The organism is Streptomyces sp. 1-11 (genome assembly GCF_007176755.1).
Lineage (GTDB): Bacteria > Actinomycetota > Actinomycetes > Streptomycetales > Streptomycetaceae > Streptomyces.
Genome location: NZ_BJTV01000015.1, coordinates 120,483 through 137,839 on the forward strand (window position 1 = coordinate 120,483; position 17,357 = coordinate 137,839).

The window sequence follows — 17,357 nt, forward strand, 5'->3', positions numbered from 1 at the left end:
GCCCGGTGCAGCGGATCCCGGCTGCCCACCGAGCGGCCTGCCGCGACGGCTCCCGGTGGGCGGGGCCGGGGTCAAGAGGTGCGTGGGGTCACCAGGCCGGACTCGTAGGCCAGGATCACGAGTTGTGCCCGGTCGCGGGCATGGAGCTTGGACATGGCTCGGTTGATGTGGGTCTTCGCGGTCAGGGGGCTGATCACCATGCGGTCAGCGATCTCGTCGTTGGACAGACCCCGCGCGACCAGGACGACGGCCTCGCGTTCGCGGCTTGTCAGCTCTTCCAGCCCGGTGCCGACACCGGTGCGGGCCGGCTGGGCGACGTACCGGCTGATCAGTCTGCGGGTGATCGAGGGTGCCAGCAGGGCGTCGCCACGAGCGGCGACGCGTACGGCGTGCAGGAAGTCCTCCGGCACGACGTCCTTGACGAGGAAACCGGCGGCTCCGGCGCGCAGCGCGTCGAAGACGTACTCATCCAGGCCGTAGTTGGTCAGGATGACGACGTGCACACCGGCCAGGGCCGCGTCCGCGGCGATGCGCCGGGTCGCCTCGATGCCGTCGACGACCGGCATCCTGATGTCGACGAGCGCTACGTCGGGCAGGTGCTTCCTGGCGAGCCGCAGGCCCTCGCTGCCGTCGGCGGCCTCGGCCACCACCTCGATGTCGTCCTCGAGGTCGAGAAGGGCGCGGAATCCGCTGCGAATGAGCGGCTGGTCGTCCACCAGCAGGACACGGATCACGACGTCCGGTCCACGGGGAGTTCGGCCTGGACGGTGAAGCCGCCCCCGCCGCGGGGTCCGGCGCGCAGCCGGCCACCGAGGGCCGTGACGCGTTCGCGCATACCGAGCAGCCCGAGGCCGGGCACCGGGTCGGCGGCCGGAGTCGCCCTCCCGTCGTCGTCGACGCGTATCGCCAGGGCGTCCGGACGGCAGTCGATCCGGACCGACGCCGTGGCCGCGTTCGCGTGCCGGGCCACGTTGGTGAGCGACTCCTGAACGATCCGGTAGACGGTTCGGTCCACCGCTGCCGGCATGCCGTGTCGCTGGCCCTCGATCGTCAGCGTCGCGTTCAGGCCCAACGTACGGGCCCTCTCCACCAGTTCCGGAACGTCGTCGAGCCCGCGCGGTGGAGCCGTGTCGTCGTCGCGCAACGCCTCCAGCGTCGCGCGCAGCTCCCGGCTCGCCTCGCGCCCGGCCTCCTGGATCGCCAGCAGGGAGGGCGGAACCTCCTCGCTGCGCCTGCGGGCCACGTGCACGGCGACCTCCGCCTGCACCTTGATGACCGAGATCTGGTGGGTGAGCGAGTCGTGCAGTTCCCGGGCGATACGGAGCCGTTCCTCGTCGGCGCGGCGCCGCGCGGTCTCCTCCCGGGTGCGCTCGGCCTCGTCCGCCCGCCGCTCGGCCTGCCGCAGCGCCTCCCCCGCGGCGCCGGCCGCGATCAGCCAGGCGAGTTCGAGGGCGCCCCGGGCCCGCGCGAACGCCTCGCCGGTGTCGTGCAGGCCCGAGGCCAGGGCCGCGAGCGGGAGCAGGGCCAGCATGACCACGCTCGCCGCCACCGTGACGGTGCGGTGTCCTTCCCGTACGGCCGCGTACACCGCGAAGAGGTACGCGACGGCGGGTACGTCGAATCCGTCTGCCTGGTACCCGACCGCGCACAAGCCGGTGACGGCCAGGACGGCGATGGGAACCCGGCGGCGTGCCACCAGCGCCAACCCGCCGACCGTCAGCAGGGCGTACCCGGGCAAGGCGAGGTCCGTGGCGGAACGCTGTCCGGACAGCCCGGTGACCAGCAGCGCCGCCGTCACGCCGACAGCAAGGACCCAGTCTCCGACCCAGGTCCGGACACCGTGCTCACCTGCGCTCATGCGCGCACCCTAGCTGGCCGCCACCCCGGGCGGGTCACCCTCGCGAAGGAGCGGCCGGCTACCGCCCGCGCGGTACCTTCGCGCCTCCTGCGGCGTCCGTGGTAGCCGGATGCCGCATCGGCGGCAGGGTGAAGTGTCCGCGTACGCCGGACGACCGGGCGTGGGGCAGGCGGAGATGCTCGGACGACACCAGTCGCAGTAAGAGAAGGAGCGCCTCGCATGTCTGTTCGTCGCCTGCTCGCCGCCGTCTCGGCCGCCGTGCTCGGAGGCATCGCGCTTGCCGCACCGGCGGCCGCGCACGCCTCGGCCGAGTCGGCCGCCGTCGATTCCTACAGTCTGACCACCGGGCGGCTCGTGGGCACCACGGCAGCGCTCGTGGCGCTGGCCGGCGTGGTCATCGGCCGGCTGGCGCTGGCCCACTCCTCCGGCCGCGTCCGCACCGGCAACAGACGGACCATGGCCGTCGCGGCCCTGGTGGCGGGGCTGGCCGGCATGGTCGTCGGCGCGCTGAACCTGGCCGTCGCCGACGGTGGTCCCGGCACGGGCAACGGAGTGGTCGGCGGCGCCGCGGCACTGGTGCTGGGGCTGATCGCCGCGGTCTGCGGACGGCTGGCTCTGGCCCGCTCCCGCCGCACCGGCTGACGGCAGCGGATCCACGCACGCCTGCCTGACGGCCGATCAGGTGCCATCGGATGCGGGGATGGGCGGCCTCCCCCGGCCTGCGGCCCCGCACCGCTCCCCGGCGGTGACCGAGCGCGAACCGCGGCCGCTGAAGCGTCACTTGCAGGCGATTCGGCTCTTCGTCCGCGGCCAGGCCTCCGTGCCGGTGGCGGTGCGGATGTAGGCGGTGTCCCGGGCGGGCGTCAGCCACAGCCGCAGTCCGCGGTAGTGGTACCCGGTGTCACGGGCCGTCTCCGGCAGCGACGCGTGCTCGCGGTACGGCGCCCGGAGGAGGCCGTCGCGGGCGAGCACGCCCTCGGGGTCGCGGGCGTAGGTGCGGCCGTCCAGGTCGAGGAAGCGGGCCGACTGCCAGTCGCAGTGCTCCGGTCCGGGCCGGCCGCTGAGCTTGCGCACGGGTACGCGCCCGCCGTCGCGGTCCGTCCACACCTCCACCCCCGCCGCCTCCGTGTAGCGGGCGGGGAGTTCGGCGGGATCGCAGGAGGCGTTGGTCTCCGGGCCCCAGCCCGGGCGGCCGGGCTGGTCCTTGGCCACCACCACGGCCACCTTGGTGCGCCCGTGGACGTCGAAGGAGTACAGCACCCGGCCGGCCTCCGCGCGCTCCGCGCGGTAGCCGTGGCCGGGCAGCCCGGGTTCGAACAGCTCGAAGTAGAGCTTCAGCCCGTCCTCGGGCGTGTCACCGCCGTCGGCCCTGCTCCAGCCGTCGGGGCCGCCGCCGGCGTAGATCTCCCCGTCGCACTCCAGCGCCCGCCCGGCCGCCCCGGACGCCTCCCGCAGCGCGCGCGGGCCGGAACCGTCGGCGTCGCGGGTGGGCACGTGCAGCGGCCCGGCGTAGGGGGTGGCCGGGGGCGTGCCGCGGACCACCACCCGTACTCCGGTCCCGTCGTCGCACCCCACCGCCGTCACTGCCGCCAGCACCGCCACCGCCACGAGTCCCACGCGCATGCCCAAACCCCTTCTCCTGGCCGTCGTCCGCCGGTACGTGGACGGGGGAAGGGCGCCGAACGTTCAGCGGGCCTTCTGGAAGGTCCGCCGGTAGGCCTGCGGGGAGACGCCGATCGAGGCGTGCAGGTGCTGGCGCAGCGAGGCGCCGGTGGCGAAGCCGACCTCGGCGGCGACCCGGTCCACCGGCAGGTCGCTGGACTCCAGCAGGTGCCGGGCGCGGACCACGCGCTGCTGGATGAGCCACCGGCCGGGGCTGATTCCGACCTCGTCGTTGAACCGGCGGGCGAAGGTGCGCAGGCTCATCCGGGCGTGCTGGGCGAGGTCGGCCAGGGTCAGCGGCTCGGCCAGCCGCTCCAGAGCCCAGGCGCGGGTCCCGGCCGTGCCGGAGGAGCCGTCCTCGGGGACCGGCTGCTCGATGTACTGCGCCTGGCCGCCCTCCCGGAACGGGGGGACGACGCAGCAGCGGGCGACGAAGTTGGCCAGGGCGCTGCCGTGGTCGCTGCGCACGAGGTGCAGGCAGATGTCGACGCCGGCGGCGGCCCCGGCCGAGGTCAGGATGCGGCCGTCCTCGACGAACAGCACATCCGGGTCCAGCTCGACCCGCGGGTACCTGCGGCGGAACAGGTCGGCCACGTGCCAGTGGGTGGTGGCCCTGCGGCCGTCGAGGAACCCCGCCTCGGCCAGCACGAAGGCGGCGGTGCATATGGACACGATCCGGGCGTCGGGGCGGATCCGGGCGAGGGCGGCGGCGACGGCCTCCGGCAGCTCGGTGGGGAGGTACGCGGGGGGCACGGAGGTGACGACCACGGTGTCCGCCGTCTCCAGCAGTTCGGGGCCGTGCTCCACGCCGATGGTGAAGTCCGCGCTGCTGCGCACCGGCCGGCCGTCGACGCTGCAGGTCATCACCTCGTACCGGCCGCCCGCAGCGCCGAGGATCCGGCTGGGGATGCCCAGCTCGAAGGGGTAGACACCGTCGAGGGCCAGGACCGCCACGCGTTCCGGGCCGGCTGTCGCACGCATGGCACGATCCTATCGGAGGTTGGCCATCGTGCCATTTCCCGGCCGGGCGCGGCCCGGCAGGCTGGGTGACCATGAGCGATGTGAACAACACGATGCGGGCCATCGGCCAGGACGTCCTCGGCGGTCCCGAGGTGCTGAGGGAAGTACGGCTGGAGCGGCCCGCGCCGCGGCCGAACGAGGTACTGGTCCGGGTGCGGGCCGCCGGGGTGAACCCGACCGACTGGAAGCACCGGGCGACCGGCGGGTTCCTGGGCGAGCCGCCGTTCGTCCTCGGCTGGGACGTCTCCGGGGAGGTGGCGGAGACGGGGATCGGGGTCGCCGCCTTCCGGCCCGGCGACGAGGTCTTCGGCATGCTGCCCTACCCGTTCGGCCACGGCTCGCACGCCGAGTACGTCACCGTCCCGGCCCGCGCCCTGACGCACAAGCCGGCCTCGATCGACCACGTGCAGGCGGGCGCGCTGCCGCTGGTGTCGCTGACCGCCTGGCAGGCCCTGACCGAGCACGCCGACGTGCGGCCCGGCCAGCGGGTGCTGGTCCACGCGGCGGCCGGCGGGGTGGGGCACGTGGCCGTGCAGATCGCCAAGGCGCGCGGCGCGTACGTGATCGGCACCGCGAGTGCCGGGAAGCACGGCTTCCTGCGGGAGATCGGCGTCGACGAGGCGGTCGACTACCGGTCCACCGACTTCGCCGAGGCGGTGCGGGACATCGACGTCGTCCTGGACACCCTCGGCGGGGACACCTCCGTGCGGTCGCTGCGGGTGCTGCGGCCCGGCGGCGTCGTGGTGTCGATCCTGCCGGTCGGCTCGCCGGAGTTCTACGAGGAGGCCGAGCGGCTCGGGGTGCGGGCGGTGCGGATGCTGGTGGACGCCGACCGGTCCGGGATGAACGCGGTGGCGGAACTGGTCGAGTCGGGCAGGCTGCGCGCCACCGTCGCGGGGACCTTCCCGCTGGCCGAGGCCGCCAAGGCGCACGAGCTGGGCGACACCGGCCGGACGACGGGCAAGCTGGTGCTGCTGGTGGACTGACCTGGGCAGGAGGGCGAGCACGGGCCGCGCCGTGGCCGGCCCGTGCCTGCGCGCAGCCGCCGCGTTGTCACCCACGCCACAGGGCGACACGCGAGAAACCCGGAGACATATGTCAATCGAACATGCTCAAATTCCTTCTATCGAGGGTAACTTGACGGTCGAGCGACGAACTTTTCCGGGCCCGGGTGGGAGGTGGTGCCGTCGTGCGGCAGGGTCCCGCACCGCGCACCCGGCATCTGCGCGTGCGTGAGGAGCGCGGTCACACCGTGCTGGAGTTCCTCGGTGAGATCGACATCGCGGCGGCGGCCGAGATCGCGCCCGCGCTGGACCGGGCGACCGGCCGGCCCGGCGCCCGGATCGTGATCGACCTGCGCGGCGTGGACTTCTTCGACTGCTCCGGGCTGCGCCTGCTGCACCGGGCGCGCGGCCGGGTGCTGGAGCGGGGCGGACGCCTCGACCTGGTGTGCACCCATCCGCTGACCCTGAGAGTGCTGCGGGTCACCGGCCTGTCCCGGCTGCTGCCGCCGCAGCCGACGCTGGAGGCGGCCCTGAAGCAGTCCGGGGCCGCCTCCGGCTCCCTGTGAACGCCGGCCGCCGGGCGCCTACTCGAACAGGGCGCTGACGGATTCACCGTTGTGGATGCGGCGCACGGCCTCGGCGAAGGCCGGCCCGATCGACAGCACCCGGAGCTTGTCGGTGTGCTCGTCCGCCGGGACCGGCACGGTGTTGGTGCACACGATCTCCAGCACGTCCGGCTGCTCGCTCAGCCGGCCCAGCGCTCCGGCCGCGAACAGCCCGTGCGTGCACGCCACCCGGATCGAACGCGGTCCCATCTCGCGCAGCCGCTCCAGGAGTTCCAGCACGGTGCTGCCTCCCGCGATCTCGTCGTCCAGGACGATGACGTCCCGGCCGCTGACCTCGCCGATGACGGCGCTGATGCTCACCCGGTCGTCCGCGAACCGCTGCTTGGCGCCCGCCGCCACCTGGGCGCCGATCAGCCGGGCGAAGGCGGCGGCCTCCTTGGCGTTGCCGAGGTCCGGGGAGACGACCGTGGTGCGCGTCAGGTCGTACCGCCGGAAGTGCGCGGCCAGTTCGCGCAGGGCGTGCAGGTGGTCCACCGGCACCGAGAAGAATCCGTGCACCTGGGGAGCGTGCAGGGTCATGGTGAGCACCCGGCTCGCGCCCGCGGCCACCAGCAGGTCGGCGACCAGCCGCCCGCCGAGGGAGATGCGGGGCGCGTCCTTCTTGTCGGAGCGGGCGTAGGAGTAGTGCGGCATGACGACGGTGATGCGGGCGGCGGAGGCGCCCCGGGCGGCGTCGCACATCAGCAGCAGCTCCACCAGGTGCTCCTGCACCGGCCTGACCAGCGGCTGGATCAGGAAGACGTCCCGTTCCCGGCAGTTGGCCTGGAGCTGCACCTCCAGGCAGTCGTTGGCGAACCGGCTGACCCGGGTCGGGCTGAGCGGCACACCCAGGTGGGCGCAGACCTCCTCGGCCAGTCGGGGGTGGGCACTGCCACTGAAGACGGCGATGTCTCGCACGATCCGCTCCTCGCATGATCCGCACGGGCTGCGCCGTCATGCTACTGGCGGCACGCGCCCGGCCCGGCGGCGCTGCCCGGGTCCGCGCTCCCCCGGACGGCGGTGTCCCGCGCGGTGCCGGGCACCCTCGGCTCGCCGCGCGGTCTGGCACCGCGATCGGTGGGCATCAGTGTCTGCAGGAAGGAGGGTCGCCATGACGACTGACGTCAGGCGCCTGCCCCGGCGCATGCCCGGCTGGGCCAAGGCGGTGACCGCGTTCGTGCTGGTGCTCGTGGTGCTGTTCGCTGGCATCCGGCTGGCCGTACTCCCGGGCATCAAGGACCTGTTCGGCACCGAGACGCACGACCGCAGTGGCCCCGCGCTCCTGAAGTCCATCCAGGACATGAGCCGTTACGACGCGGCCTCGGGCAACTTCCAGGTGGTCGTGGACCTGGAGAAGGACGCGAAGTTCCTGCCCGACGCGATCCGCGGCACCCGCACCCTGTACGTCGGCGCGGGCACCGTGGACGCCTATGTGGACCTCGGCGGGGTCGGCGAGAAGGACGTCTCGGTCGACGCCGACCGTACGACGGCCACGATCCGGCTGCCGCACGCGCGGCTCGGCAAGCCGGCCCTGGACCCGGACCACTCCTACGCGGTGTCCAAGCAGCGCGGTCTGCTCGACCGGCTCGGCGACCTGTTCTCCGACAACCCCAACGGCGAGCAGGCGGTGCAGAAGCTCGCCGTACGGCACATCGGCGACGCCGCGAAGAGCAGCGGGCTGACCCGGCGGGCCGAGTCCAACACCACCAACATGCTGCAGGGGCTGCTGCGCTCCCTCGGGTTCGAGGAGGTGCACGTGTCCTACGGCGCCTGACCTCAGCCGCCCAGCACCCCCGGCAGGGCCAGCGCCCCGAGCGCGGTGACGCCCACCAGCAGCCAGGCCACGTAGTCGCCGACGTGGCCCGACTGCAGCCGGCGCAGCGGCAGGACCGGGCCGGGGGCGTCCGCCCGGCCCGGCCGTGCCACGGTGAGGGCGGCGAGGGCCACGGCGAGCAGTGCCGAGAGCAGGCCCAGCAGGACGCCGGCGAGCGTCCAGTGCGCGGACGCGCGGGCGCCGCCCGAGCCGGCCTCGTTGACGGACCGGGCGACCAGTTCGCCGAAGCCCGGGGCCACTCCGGCGGCGAACGCGGCGGCGAGCAGCACGGCGGGCACGGTCGTCATGCTGTCCGGGACGCGGCGCAGGATGCCGCCGGTCTCCGGCTGCTCGTCCGAGCCGCTGGTCTCGTACTCCGCGTCCCGCGGGCGCGGTCCGAGGCCGAGGAACACCCGTCCCGTGACCCGCAGCACGGCGCCGCCGGTGACCGCCGACGCGCCCAGGAACACCACGGTCAGCGGGCCCCCCACCGCCTCCTCGGCGATGGCCTTGCCGAGCGCCGTGCCGAACGGCGGAAGACCGGCGAGCGCGAGTCCCCCGATCCCGGACATCACCGCGAAGGCGCGCAGTTCCCGTGCCCTGCCGTGCAGGGCGTGCTCGTCGACGCTGCCGTACCGGTCGAGCAGGGCGCCGGCGCAGGCGAACAGCGCGGCCTTCACACCGGCGTGGCCGAGGATGTACAGCGCGATCCCGTCGTCGCCCTCGGGGCTGAGCACGCCGAGGCCGACCAGGAACAGGCCGGTGTGCGCGACCGTGGAGTAGGCCAGCAGCCGTTTGATGTGCCGCTGGTACCAGCACATCAGGGAGCCGGTCACGGCGGTGAGCGTGCCGAGCGTGACCAGGGCGCGGGTCAGTCCGGCGGCGGGGACGCCGCCGGGTCCGGCGAACACGGTGCCGTACACCCGCCAGACGCCGTACGAGCCGAGCTCGACCATGACGCCGGAGAGCAGCATGCACACCGGGGTCGGCGCGACCGCGTGCGCGTCCGGGAGCCAGAAGTGGAACGGCACGGCGGCCGCCTTCACCAGCAGCCCGGTCAGCACCAGCACGAAGGAGGCGAGGACCAGGGCGTCCGGCGGGCCGTGGGCGTCGAGACCCCGGCCGATCCTCGTCATGGACAGCTCGCCGGTGCGGGCGTACAGCAGGCCGATGCCCATCAGCAGGGCGTACGCCCCCAGGGAGTTGACCACCCCGAAGGTCAGCGCGCCCTGCACCGCCTTCGCCTCGTCGATCCGGTAGCCGGTCAGCGCGTACGCGGCCACGCTCATCAGCTCGAAGAACACGAAGGCGTTGAACAGGTCGCCGGCGATCGCGAAGCCGCACATCGCGCCCTGGAAGACCAGCATCAGCGCCGGGAAGGAACCGGCGTGGCCGCTCGGCGGCTCGTCGAAGTACCGCCAGGAGTACGCCAGCGCCGCCAGGGTGAGCAGCGAGGCGAGCGCGGCCATGCCGAGCGCCGGCCCGTCGCCCAGCAGCACGATCCCGACGGCCCCGGCGCCGGTGGGCCGCCATCCGCCGACCCACTCGACCAGCGGCGGCGAGGAGTTCAGCAGCAGGACCAGGGCGAGCGCGGCCGTGCAGCCGGAGACCGCGAGGCCGGTGATCTCGGCGGCGGGCCGAGGCAGGAAGCGGCCCAGGGCCACGAGCAGCGCGGCGCCGAGCAGCGGCACCGCGGCCAGCAGCGGGAGCAGATGGTGCATCAGCCGCGCAGCTCTCTGAGTTCGTCGGGGTCGACGGTGCCGTGCCGCTTGGCGACCTGCAGGACGAGGGCGAGCAGCACGGCCGTGACGGTGGCGCCGACGACGACGTCGGTGAGGGTGAGGGCCTGGACGACCGGGTCGACGACCGGCCGCGAGCCCGGCTTCAGGTCGGAGAAGACGGGCGCGGTGGCCCCGTCCCGATAGCCCACCGCCAGCAGCAGCACGTACGTGGCCGACTGGCACACCGCCAGGCAGCCGACCGCGTGGATCAGGTTGCGGCTGGTGGCGAGGCCGTAGCAGCCGGTCAGGAAGACGTAGGCGGCGACCAGGTAGGGCAGCACGTGCATCACGGTGCTCAACTCCGCTGTTCCTCCTCGATCTCGACGGCCTGGTCCAGGAAGCCGGCGAGCAGCACCACCACCGCGCTGGCCACCTCCACCCCGATGACCGCGTTCAGCAGCGGGACGATGCCGCCGGAAGCCAGCGTGTTGAACGTGCCGTACGGCAGCAGCGTGTTGGCCAGGAAGGCGGTGCCCGCGAGGACCCCGGCGAGACCCAGCACCAGGTAGGCGCAGACGGCGAGGGCGTCGGAGGCCTCGAACAGGCCGATGGGGCGGACCCGCTCCAGGGCGCGGTAGTCGGCGCCGAGGTACATCAGGTGCAGCGCGCTCGCGGCGACGACCCCGCCCTGGAAGCCGCCGCCGGGGCTGAGCTGGCCGTGGGCGACCACGTAGATCCCGGTGACCAGGGCGACGGGCAGCACGATCAGCGCGTAGCGGCGGACGGGCCGGGCGACCTCGGCGGGCTCCGGCCGCGCGCGGTGCTCGTCGCGGGCCTGCCGCAGGAGCACCGCGCAGCCGAGGACGGCGACGAACAGGATGCTCATCTCGCCGAGCGTGTCGTAGGCCCGCTGGTCGAAGTTGACGGAGGCGACGGCGTTGGCGGTGTGCCGGGCGAGCGCGGCCCGCACGGCCCGGTCACCGTAGGGGTGGCTCCGGCCGCCGAAGGAGGGCAGGTCGAGGGCGGCGGCCACGAGCAGGGCGGCCAGCCCGGCCCCGCCGACGGCGAGCAGCCACAGCCGCGCCCGGCGGCTCACCGGGCCTCGTCCCGGGTCCGGCCCCGCCGGCGGACCCGGCGCACCGACAGCATGATCAGCAGCGGGGTGAGCACGGAACCCACGGCCAATTGGGACAGGCCGACGTCCGGGGCCTGCAGCACGGTGAACAGCAGGGCCAGCGAGACACCGAGCACGGACAGCACCAGCGCCTGCCGGGCCGGCTCGCGTGCCGCGACCGCCGCGGTGGCGGCGGCGGCCACCAGGAGCAGCGCCACGACGATCACCGCTTCGGCCATGCCACGCCTCCCGCCCGGCCGCCCGGCACCGTGTCAGTCACCGCGCACCCCCTCGAACCCGCCCGACAGCGCCCGCGAGGCGATGAGGTTGCCGCCGATCAGCAGCGCGCCGGTCACCAGCAGTTTCACCATGGCCCGGCTCGGCCCGGCGGCCACGCACACGGCCACCACGACCACCGCGCCCAGTGCGGCGGCGGCCCAGGTCAGCCCCCACGCGCTCGCCCGGCCGCCCGCGAGTTCCCCGGCGAGCAGGCGGGCGAAGACCAGGGTGCCGACCGGGCCCAGCAGCGCCATCAGCAGGGCGAGGTCGACGTAGGCGGGGCGCTGGTAGCCCTGGGCGAGCAGCAGCAGGGCCGGGCAGGCCACGGAGGTGGTCAGGTTCTGCGCCACGACCCGGCGGGTCAGCGGGCCGGAGCTCACTCCCCACACGACGGCCGCCCCTCCCCCGGCCATCACGACGGTCGCCGCCAGGATCCAGCCGTTCACCGCCAGGTCACCGCCCGCCGCCCGGCCCGGGCCAGCAGCGCGCCCGCCGCGGCGGCACTCGCGCCGACGATCCGCTCCAGGGTGTCGACCGAGGTGATGAACACCAGCCACAGCAGGGCGAGGGCGGCCCACCAGGCCAGCAGTTCACCGAGGGCGAGCAGGGCGGTGCGGGTGGTGGTGCGCGGGGACGTGCGCCCGGTCATGGCCGCCTCCTCGGTCCGCTCGGCAGGGCTTGTGCGGCGTTTCATGGTGATACGCCGCTCGGGGCATCCAAGCACCGCCGGGCCCCGCGGAGCGGGCGGCACGCGGATCCGGGGCCGGAGTGCCCCGGAGGCGTGAACGGAAACCGCCGACGTGCGCCGGCCGCCGTCCGGGCGACGGCATTCCGCGCCGGTTCAGGGGTAACCGCGCTGTGAAACGGGGACGTTGACTATTCCAGGGGAGTGACTTGATGGCCCGGACCGCGCTGCGTCTGCCTGCCGTGCTGCGTACGCCGAAGAAGCGGGAGCGGACCGGGCCTGCCCGGCCCGCGGATGCGGCCGCCGGGCCGGCCCGCCCGGCGGCCCCGCCGCACGCGGTCGCGCTGCCCTGGCGGCTGCTGGCGATGCTGGTGGCCTTCGCGTTCATGGTGGCGTTCGCCATCGTGCTGGCCCGGATCACGCTGGAGCCCTCCCCCGCGTCGGTGTCGCTGACGCACAGCAATCTGCACCCGGGGCGGTCATTGACGGCCTACTGGGAGTACGCGCCGTGGCGGGACACGCTGAAGCAGATAGGCGGCAACGTGCTCCTCGGCGTGCCCTTCGGCGTGCTCGTACCGGTCCTGGCGCCGCGCGCCCGGGGCGTGGTCCAGGTGCTGGTCCTGACGGCCCTGGTGATGCTGGTGGTGGAGCTGTGCCAGGGCGCGCTGGTCACCGGGCGGGCCTTCGACATCGACGATGTCATCCTCAACACCACGGGCGCGCTGCTCGGTTGGCTGCTGCTCGGCCGGCGGCTCGGGCGTTCGGTGCACCGGCGGGTGAAGCCGGCGGAAACCGAGTGATCTCCGGGTACTGGTCCGGACCTGGGTCTTGACCCAGCCCTTATCTCACACCTTGAATCAAGAGGGCATCTCCTGTGTCTCCACCCCCACACCGAACGGAGAGTCATGCCCTCCCCACGCCTGCTCCGCAGATGTCTGTTCGCCGCCCTGTCCGCCGCGCTGGTCGGCTCGGCAGCCGTCGGCCCCGCCCGCGCCCAGGGCGCGGCCCCGGCGGCCGCTGCGGCCGTCTCCACCTTCTCCGACAACTTCGACGGGCCCGCGGGCTCCGGCGTCGACTCCTCCAAGTGGACGCTGGAGACCGGGGACAACGTCAACAACCATGAGCGGCAGTACTACACCTCGGGTACGAAGAACGCGGCGCTGGACGGCCAGGGGCACCTGGTGATCACGGCCCGCAAGGAGAACCCGGCGGGCTACCAGTGCTGGTACGGCAGTTGCCAGTACACCTCCGCGCGGCTGAACACCTCGGGCAAGTTCAACGCGCAGTACGGGCACGTCGAGGCCCGGATGAAGATCCCGCGCGGACAGGGCATGTGGCCCGCGTTCTGGATGCTCGGCACGCCCGTGAACTGGCCGGACTCCGGCGAGATCGACGTGATGGAGAACGTCGGCTTCGAGCCCTCGACCGTGCACGGCACGATCCACGGCCCCGGATACTCCGGCTCCGGCGGCATAGGCGCCGGCTACACCCTGCCCGGCGGCCAGGCCTTCGCGGACGCGTTCCACACCTTCGCCGTCGACTGGGCGCCCGACTCGATCACCTGGTCGGTGGACGGCAATGTCTACCAGCGCCGCACGCCCGCCGACCTGGGCGGGAAGACCTGGGTGTTCAACAAGCCCTTCTTCCTGATCCTGAACCTCGCGGTGGGCGGCTACTGGCCGGGCGACCCGGACGGCTCCACCCCGTTCCCGGGCCAACTGGTGGTCGACTCGGTGTCGGTGACGACGAGCGACAGCGCGGCCGGTGTCCCGATCCGCGGTCTGGCGGGCAAGTGCGTGGACGTGGCCGCGGCGAACTCCGCCAACGGCACCCCGGTGCAGTTGTACGACTGCAACGGCACGGCGGCCCAGCAGTGGACGGTGGGCTCGGACGGGACGCTCCGGGCGCTCGGCAAGTGCCTGGACGTCACCAGCGGCGGCACCGCCGACGGCACGCCCGTCCAGCTCTGGGACTGCAACGGCAGCCCCGCCCAGAAGTGGGCCCTCCCGGCGGCCCGCGACATCGTCAACCCCCAGGCGAACAAGTGCCTGGACGTGACCGGGAACAACTCGGCCAACGGCACCCGGCTGCAGATCTGGACGTGCACGGGCGCCGCCAACCAGAAGTGGACGGTGGGCTGAGCCAGGCCTGACGGGGGCCGTGGCGGGCGGACCTCGTCCCGCGACGGCCCCGCTCGGGCGGGCCGGCCGGCAAGGTCACCCGAGGCGGGGCGCCGCTACCGGTGGTGGAGCGTCCAGGTGTACTTGTCGCCGCCCACCCAGCGGATGGAGTCCGGGTCGTCCAGATCGTGGATGGGCAGCCCGTGGGATGCGGCGGCCTCCAGTACGTCGGTGATGGTCCTGGCCTCACCGATGACCTCACCGTCGATCTCCATGATCCGGAACGGCGGCTCGCCGTGCCGGCCCGGGCACACACCGAGCACCAGGATCCGTGGGCGGGCGATGTGCGGAACTCCTTGTTCGGTCATGCAATTAAGCCTAGAACGCCTCGCGGGCCGGTGGCTCATCCGCGTGCGCCGTCCAGGAGGCCGAGGACCGCCGCCTCGACGGCTCCCTGGGTGGCGGGGCGCCCGAAGTCCCCGTGTTCCCCCAGCCGGCTGAGCGCCGGGGCGATCGTCACGCCCTGTTCGAACAGCTCGAAGACTCTGGGGTCGATGTAGGAGGAGCGGCACACCGCGGGCGTGTTGCCCAGGTAGTGGCTGGCCTCCCGGACCGCGCGGGCCGTCTGCCGGCGCCGGGCGGCCTCGCTGGCACGGGCGCTGCCCGCGGTGACGGCCACCGCGACGGCGGCGAGCACGGTGGCGTGCCAGGTCCGGAAGTCCTTCGCGGTCACATCGGTGCCGGACAGCCTCCGCAGCGCCTCGTTCAGGTCGTCGCTGTGCAGGTCGTGCCAGGCGCCGCGGTCGTGGAAGGCGAGGAAGCGGTCGCCGCCGCGCGGGCGGCGCAGCAGGGCGCGGGCGACGGCGTGCGCCTGGTCGTCGACGAGGGCGCGGACCGTCTCGGTGCCGCCCTTGGCCGGGAAGCTGAAGGCGATCTCGCCGCGGCCGCAGCTCACGTGCTCGCGGAGCATGGTCGTCAGGCCGTAGGTCTCGCTGGTGCGGGTGTGCCGGTCGCTGCCGATGCGGAAGAAGCCGAGGTCGAGCAGGCGGACGGCGCAGGCGGTGACCCGGGGCCGGCTCAGTCCGCGTCCGGCGAGGTCGGCGGAGACCTGGGCGCGCAGCTCGGGCAGGGCCCGGGCGACATCGCGGACGTGCTCGTGCTTGGCCTTGTCCTGCTCGGCCCGGAACTGCTCGTGGTAGAGGTACTGGCGGCGTCCGGCGGCGTCGGTTCCGACGGCCTGGAGGTGGCCGTCGGGCCACGGGCAGATCCACACGTCCCGCCAGGCCGGCGGAACGGTGAGGGCCCGGATCCGGTCGAGCTGGGCGGGGTCGGTCAGGGCCGCGCCCTTCTCGTCGCGGTAGCGGAAGCCGCGGCCGCAGCGGACTCGGGTGAAGCCCGGCCGGTCGCTGGAGCTGGTACGGAGTCTCACCGCGGCCTCAGGACCCTCAGGGCCGTCGCCAGTCGTCGCCGGTCAGGTGGGAGCCGGCCTGCGGGCCCATGCGCAGCATGCCGCCGTCGACGCTCCAGGAGGCGCCGGTGACGTAGGAGGCGTCGGGGCTCGCCAGGAAGGCGATCACGGCGGCGACCTCGCGGGCGTCACCGGGCCGTCCGAGGGGCACGCCGGGACGGCGCTCGGTGTGCACGTCGGTGTCCTCCTGACCGGTCATCGGGGTGGCGATCTCGCCGGGCGCCACCGCGTTCACCGTGATGCCGTGCTCGGCCAGTTCCAGCGCCATCACCTGGGTGAGCAGCCCGAGCCCGCCCTTGGCCGCGCAGTACGGCGCCGCGCCCACCCGGGGCTGGTGCTCGTGGACGGAGGTGACGTTGACGATCCGGCCGCCGCCGCCCTGCGCGATCATGTGCCGGGCCGCCTTCTGCCCGCACAGGAACGGCCCGACGAGGTCCACGTCGAGCACTCGGCGCACGTCCTCCAGGCCGAGGTCGAGGAAGGGCGTCATGGTGCCCGTACCGGCGTTGTTGACCAGGACGTCGACGCGGCCGAGTTCGGCGCACAGGTCGTCCACGGTGTCCGCGGCCCCGGGCAGTTCAGTGAGGTCGAGGCGGGCCACGGCCGCCCGGCGGCCCTTGGCGCGGACCTCCCGCGCCGTCTCCTGCGCGCCGCTCTCGTCGGTGTGCCAGGTGATGCCGACGTCCAGTCCCGCCTCGGCCAGGCGTACGGCGGTGGCGCGGCCGATGCCGGAGTCGGAGCCCGTGATCACGGCCACCTTGCGGGTCTCGGCGGAAGCGGTCATGGGGGCTCTCCTCCGGGCGGGCACGTCGACGGGACTTCGCAGTACCCGGGGGCCCGGGCGGCAAACGCCGGGCCGAGGGGGCCGGCGCGGCCGGTGACGTGCGCCGCGGGCCCGTGCGGGGAACCCTGTAAGGGCTTCACCGAGCTGGAGGTGCGCGTATGGACCCCGTGGCGGCGCTGGACCGGATCGCCTTCCTGCTGGAGCGGTCGCTGGCTCCCACGTACCGGGTCAAGGCCTTCCGGACCGCCGCCCGCGTGCTGGCCGCGCTGCCCGACGAGGAGGTCGCCGAGCGGGCGGCGGGCGGGACCCTCGAGGCGCTGAAGGGGGTCGGCCCGAAGACCGCGCAGGTGGCGCGCGAGGCGCTGGCCGGTGAGGTGCCCGGTTATCTGCGCAGCCTGGAGGAAGAGGCCGGCGCCCCGGACACGGGCGGACCCGGGACGGAGCTGCGGGCGCTGCTGCGCGGGGACTGCCACACGCACTCCGACTGGTCGGACGGCGGCAGCCCGATCGAGGAGATGGGTCTGACGGCGGCCCGGCTGGGCCATGAGTGGACCGTGCTGACCGACCACTCCCCCCGGCTGACCGTGGCCCGGGGGCTGTCGCCCGAGCGGCTGCGCGAGCAGCTCGCGGTGGTGGCGGAACTCAACGCGCGGTGGGCGCCGTTCCGGCTGCTCACCGGGATCGAGTGCGACATCCTCGAGGACGGCTCGCTGGACCAGGAGCCCGGACTGCTCGAACAGCTGGACGTCGTGGTGGTGTCGGTGCACTCCAAGCTGCGGATGGACGCCCGGTCGATGACCCGCCGGATGGTGGCGGCGGTCCGCGATCCGCACGCGGACGTGCTCGGCCACTGCACCGGACGCCTGGTCACCGGGCGCGGCCGGCCCGAGTCGGAGTTCGACGCGGACGCGGTGTTCGCGGCCTGCGCCGAGTCCGGCACCGCCGTGGAGATCAACAGCAGGCCCGAGCGGCTCGACCCGCCCCGGCGGCTGCTGCGCCGGGCGGTGGCCGCCGGGACGCTGTTCGCGGTCGACACCGACGCGCACGCGCCCGGACAGCTCGACTGGCAGATCCTCGGCTGCGCCCGCGCCGAGGAGTGCGGGGTGCCGGCCGGGCGGGTGGTGAACACCTGGCCGGCCGACGAGCTGCTGGCCTGGACGCGTGAGGGCCGCGTACCGGCGCGCGTGGCGGGTTCCTGACGTGGTACCCGCAGGGGTGAGAGAG

Annotated in this window: 21 protein-coding genes; 7 read left to right on the forward strand and 14 right to left on the reverse strand. The window is 73.9% G+C overall.

The window, feature by feature from the left end:
- Positions 1-71: 71 nt before the first annotated feature.
- Complete coding sequence (locus TNCT1_RS27735; protein ID WP_143637348.1) at positions 72-734, reverse strand: response regulator transcription factor; 663 nt, start codon at positions 732-734, stop codon at positions 72-74.
- A complete protein-coding gene (locus tag TNCT1_RS27740) occupies positions 731-1,858 on the reverse strand; it encodes a sensor histidine kinase (RefSeq protein ID WP_143637352.1) in 1,128 nt (375 codons plus the stop codon). The genes TNCT1_RS27735 and TNCT1_RS27740 overlap by 4 nt, the downstream gene beginning before the upstream one ends.
- A 219-nt stretch (positions 1,859-2,077) precedes the next feature.
- Here TNCT1_RS27740 and TNCT1_RS27745 point away from each other — a divergent pair, with 219 nt between their 5' ends.
- Positions 2,078-2,500, forward strand: coding sequence for a DUF6223 family protein (locus tag TNCT1_RS27745; RefSeq protein ID WP_143637355.1), 423 nt, complete (start codon positions 2,078-2,080; stop codon positions 2,498-2,500).
- A gap of 135 nt (positions 2,501-2,635) precedes the next feature.
- Here TNCT1_RS27745 and TNCT1_RS27750 read toward each other — a convergent pair whose 3' ends face one another.
- On the reverse strand, positions 2,636-3,481 hold the full coding sequence (locus TNCT1_RS27750) for a hypothetical protein (protein ID WP_143637359.1): 846 nt from the start codon (positions 3,479-3,481) through the stop codon (positions 2,636-2,638).
- A 63-nt stretch (positions 3,482-3,544) separates the two neighbouring features.
- Positions 3,545-4,501 carry a GlxA family transcriptional regulator gene (locus tag TNCT1_RS27755; protein ID WP_143637362.1) on the reverse strand — a complete coding sequence of 319 codons (957 nt, stop codon included), beginning with the start codon at positions 4,499-4,501 and terminating at the stop codon, positions 3,545-3,547.
- 71 nt (positions 4,502-4,572) lie between these two features.
- Between TNCT1_RS27755 and TNCT1_RS27760 the strand changes: the two genes are divergently transcribed.
- Together TNCT1_RS27760 and TNCT1_RS27765 are read left to right on the forward strand one after the other, a co-directional pair.
- Positions 4,573-5,526, forward strand: coding sequence for an NADP-dependent oxidoreductase (locus tag TNCT1_RS27760; RefSeq protein WP_143637365.1), 954 nt, complete (start codon positions 4,573-4,575; stop codon positions 5,524-5,526).
- 203 nt (positions 5,527-5,729) lie between these two features.
- The gene (locus tag TNCT1_RS27765) at positions 5,730-6,110 is read left to right on the forward strand and encodes an anti-sigma factor antagonist (protein WP_143637370.1); all 381 of its coding nucleotides are present in this window, start codon (positions 5,730-5,732) and stop codon (positions 6,108-6,110) included.
- 18 nt (positions 6,111-6,128) lie between these two features.
- Here the strand turns inward: TNCT1_RS27765 and TNCT1_RS27770 are convergent, their stop codons facing one another.
- Entirely contained in the window at positions 6,129-7,067 is a 939-nt protein-coding gene (locus TNCT1_RS27770) for a ribose-phosphate pyrophosphokinase (RefSeq protein ID WP_143637373.1), read from the reverse strand.
- Positions 7,068-7,260: 193 nt separating this feature from the next.
- Between TNCT1_RS27770 and TNCT1_RS27775 the strand changes: the two genes are divergently transcribed.
- A complete protein-coding gene (locus tag TNCT1_RS27775) occupies positions 7,261-7,923 on the forward strand; it encodes a DUF4230 domain-containing protein (protein WP_143637376.1) in 663 nt (220 codons plus the stop codon).
- Between the two features lie 2 nt (positions 7,924-7,925).
- On the opposite strand, the gene TNCT1_RS27780 is transcribed toward TNCT1_RS27775, so the two are convergent.
- Genes TNCT1_RS27780 through TNCT1_RS27805 form a run of 6 tightly spaced genes read right to left on the reverse strand, consistent with a single transcriptional unit; the run spans position 7,926 to position 11,725 of the window.
- Positions 7,926-9,683: a complex I subunit 5 family protein gene (locus TNCT1_RS27780; RefSeq protein WP_143637379.1), complete on the reverse strand. Its 1,758-nt coding sequence runs from the start codon at positions 9,681-9,683 to the stop codon at positions 7,926-7,928.
- Positions 9,683-10,030, reverse strand: coding sequence for a sodium:proton antiporter (locus TNCT1_RS27785; RefSeq protein WP_143637601.1), 348 nt, complete (start codon positions 10,028-10,030; stop codon positions 9,683-9,685). Before TNCT1_RS27785 ends, TNCT1_RS27780 begins: the two co-directional genes overlap by 1 nt.
- An 8-nt stretch (positions 10,031-10,038) precedes the next feature.
- Complete coding sequence (locus TNCT1_RS27790) at positions 10,039-10,779, reverse strand: MnhB domain-containing protein (protein ID WP_143637383.1); 741 nt, start codon at positions 10,777-10,779, stop codon at positions 10,039-10,041.
- A complete protein-coding gene (locus TNCT1_RS27795) occupies positions 10,776-11,036 on the reverse strand; it encodes a DUF4040 domain-containing protein (RefSeq protein ID WP_143637386.1) in 261 nt (86 codons plus the stop codon). Before TNCT1_RS27795 ends, TNCT1_RS27790 begins: the two co-directional genes overlap by 4 nt.
- 33 nt (positions 11,037-11,069) lie before the next feature.
- The gene (locus TNCT1_RS27800) at positions 11,070-11,522 is read right to left on the reverse strand and encodes an MrpF/PhaF family protein (RefSeq protein ID WP_143637388.1); all 453 of its coding nucleotides are present in this window, start codon (positions 11,520-11,522) and stop codon (positions 11,070-11,072) included.
- Positions 11,519-11,725, reverse strand: a complete 207-nt coding sequence (locus TNCT1_RS27805; protein ID WP_143637390.1) for a hypothetical protein — start codon at positions 11,723-11,725, stop codon at positions 11,519-11,521. The genes TNCT1_RS27800 and TNCT1_RS27805 overlap by 4 nt, the downstream gene beginning before the upstream one ends.
- A 248-nt stretch (positions 11,726-11,973) precedes the next feature.
- Between TNCT1_RS27805 and TNCT1_RS27810 the strand changes: the two genes are divergently transcribed.
- Positions 11,974-12,561, forward strand: coding sequence for a VanZ family protein (locus TNCT1_RS27810; RefSeq protein ID WP_143637393.1), 588 nt, complete (start codon positions 11,974-11,976; stop codon positions 12,559-12,561).
- A 105-nt stretch (positions 12,562-12,666) separates the two neighbouring features.
- Entirely contained in the window at positions 12,667-13,902 is a 1,236-nt protein-coding gene (locus TNCT1_RS27815; protein WP_143637396.1) for a glycoside hydrolase family 16 protein, read from the forward strand.
- A gap of 95 nt (positions 13,903-13,997) precedes the next feature.
- On the opposite strand, the gene TNCT1_RS27820 is transcribed toward TNCT1_RS27815, so the two are convergent.
- From TNCT1_RS27820 to TNCT1_RS27830, 3 genes are read right to left on the reverse strand one after another with little or no spacing between them, the layout of a single operon-like run.
- Positions 13,998-14,249 carry a hypothetical protein gene (locus TNCT1_RS27820; protein WP_143637400.1) on the reverse strand — a complete coding sequence of 84 codons (252 nt, stop codon included), beginning with the start codon at positions 14,247-14,249 and terminating at the stop codon, positions 13,998-14,000.
- A 35-nt stretch (positions 14,250-14,284) separates the two neighbouring features.
- A complete protein-coding gene (locus TNCT1_RS27825) occupies positions 14,285-15,310 on the reverse strand; it encodes a DNA topoisomerase IB (RefSeq protein WP_143637403.1) in 1,026 nt (341 codons plus the stop codon).
- A gap of 16 nt (positions 15,311-15,326) precedes the next feature.
- Positions 15,327-16,133 (reverse strand): SDR family oxidoreductase, encoded by an 807-nt coding sequence (locus tag TNCT1_RS27830; protein WP_143637406.1) that lies wholly within the window; start codon positions 16,131-16,133, stop codon positions 15,327-15,329.
- Positions 16,134-16,291: 158 nt separating this feature from the next.
- Here TNCT1_RS27830 and TNCT1_RS27835 point away from each other — a divergent pair, with 158 nt between their 5' ends.
- Complete coding sequence (locus TNCT1_RS27835; protein WP_143637409.1) at positions 16,292-17,332, forward strand: PHP domain-containing protein; 1,041 nt, start codon at positions 16,292-16,294, stop codon at positions 17,330-17,332.
- The last annotated feature ends 25 nt before the right edge of the window (positions 17,333-17,357 follow it).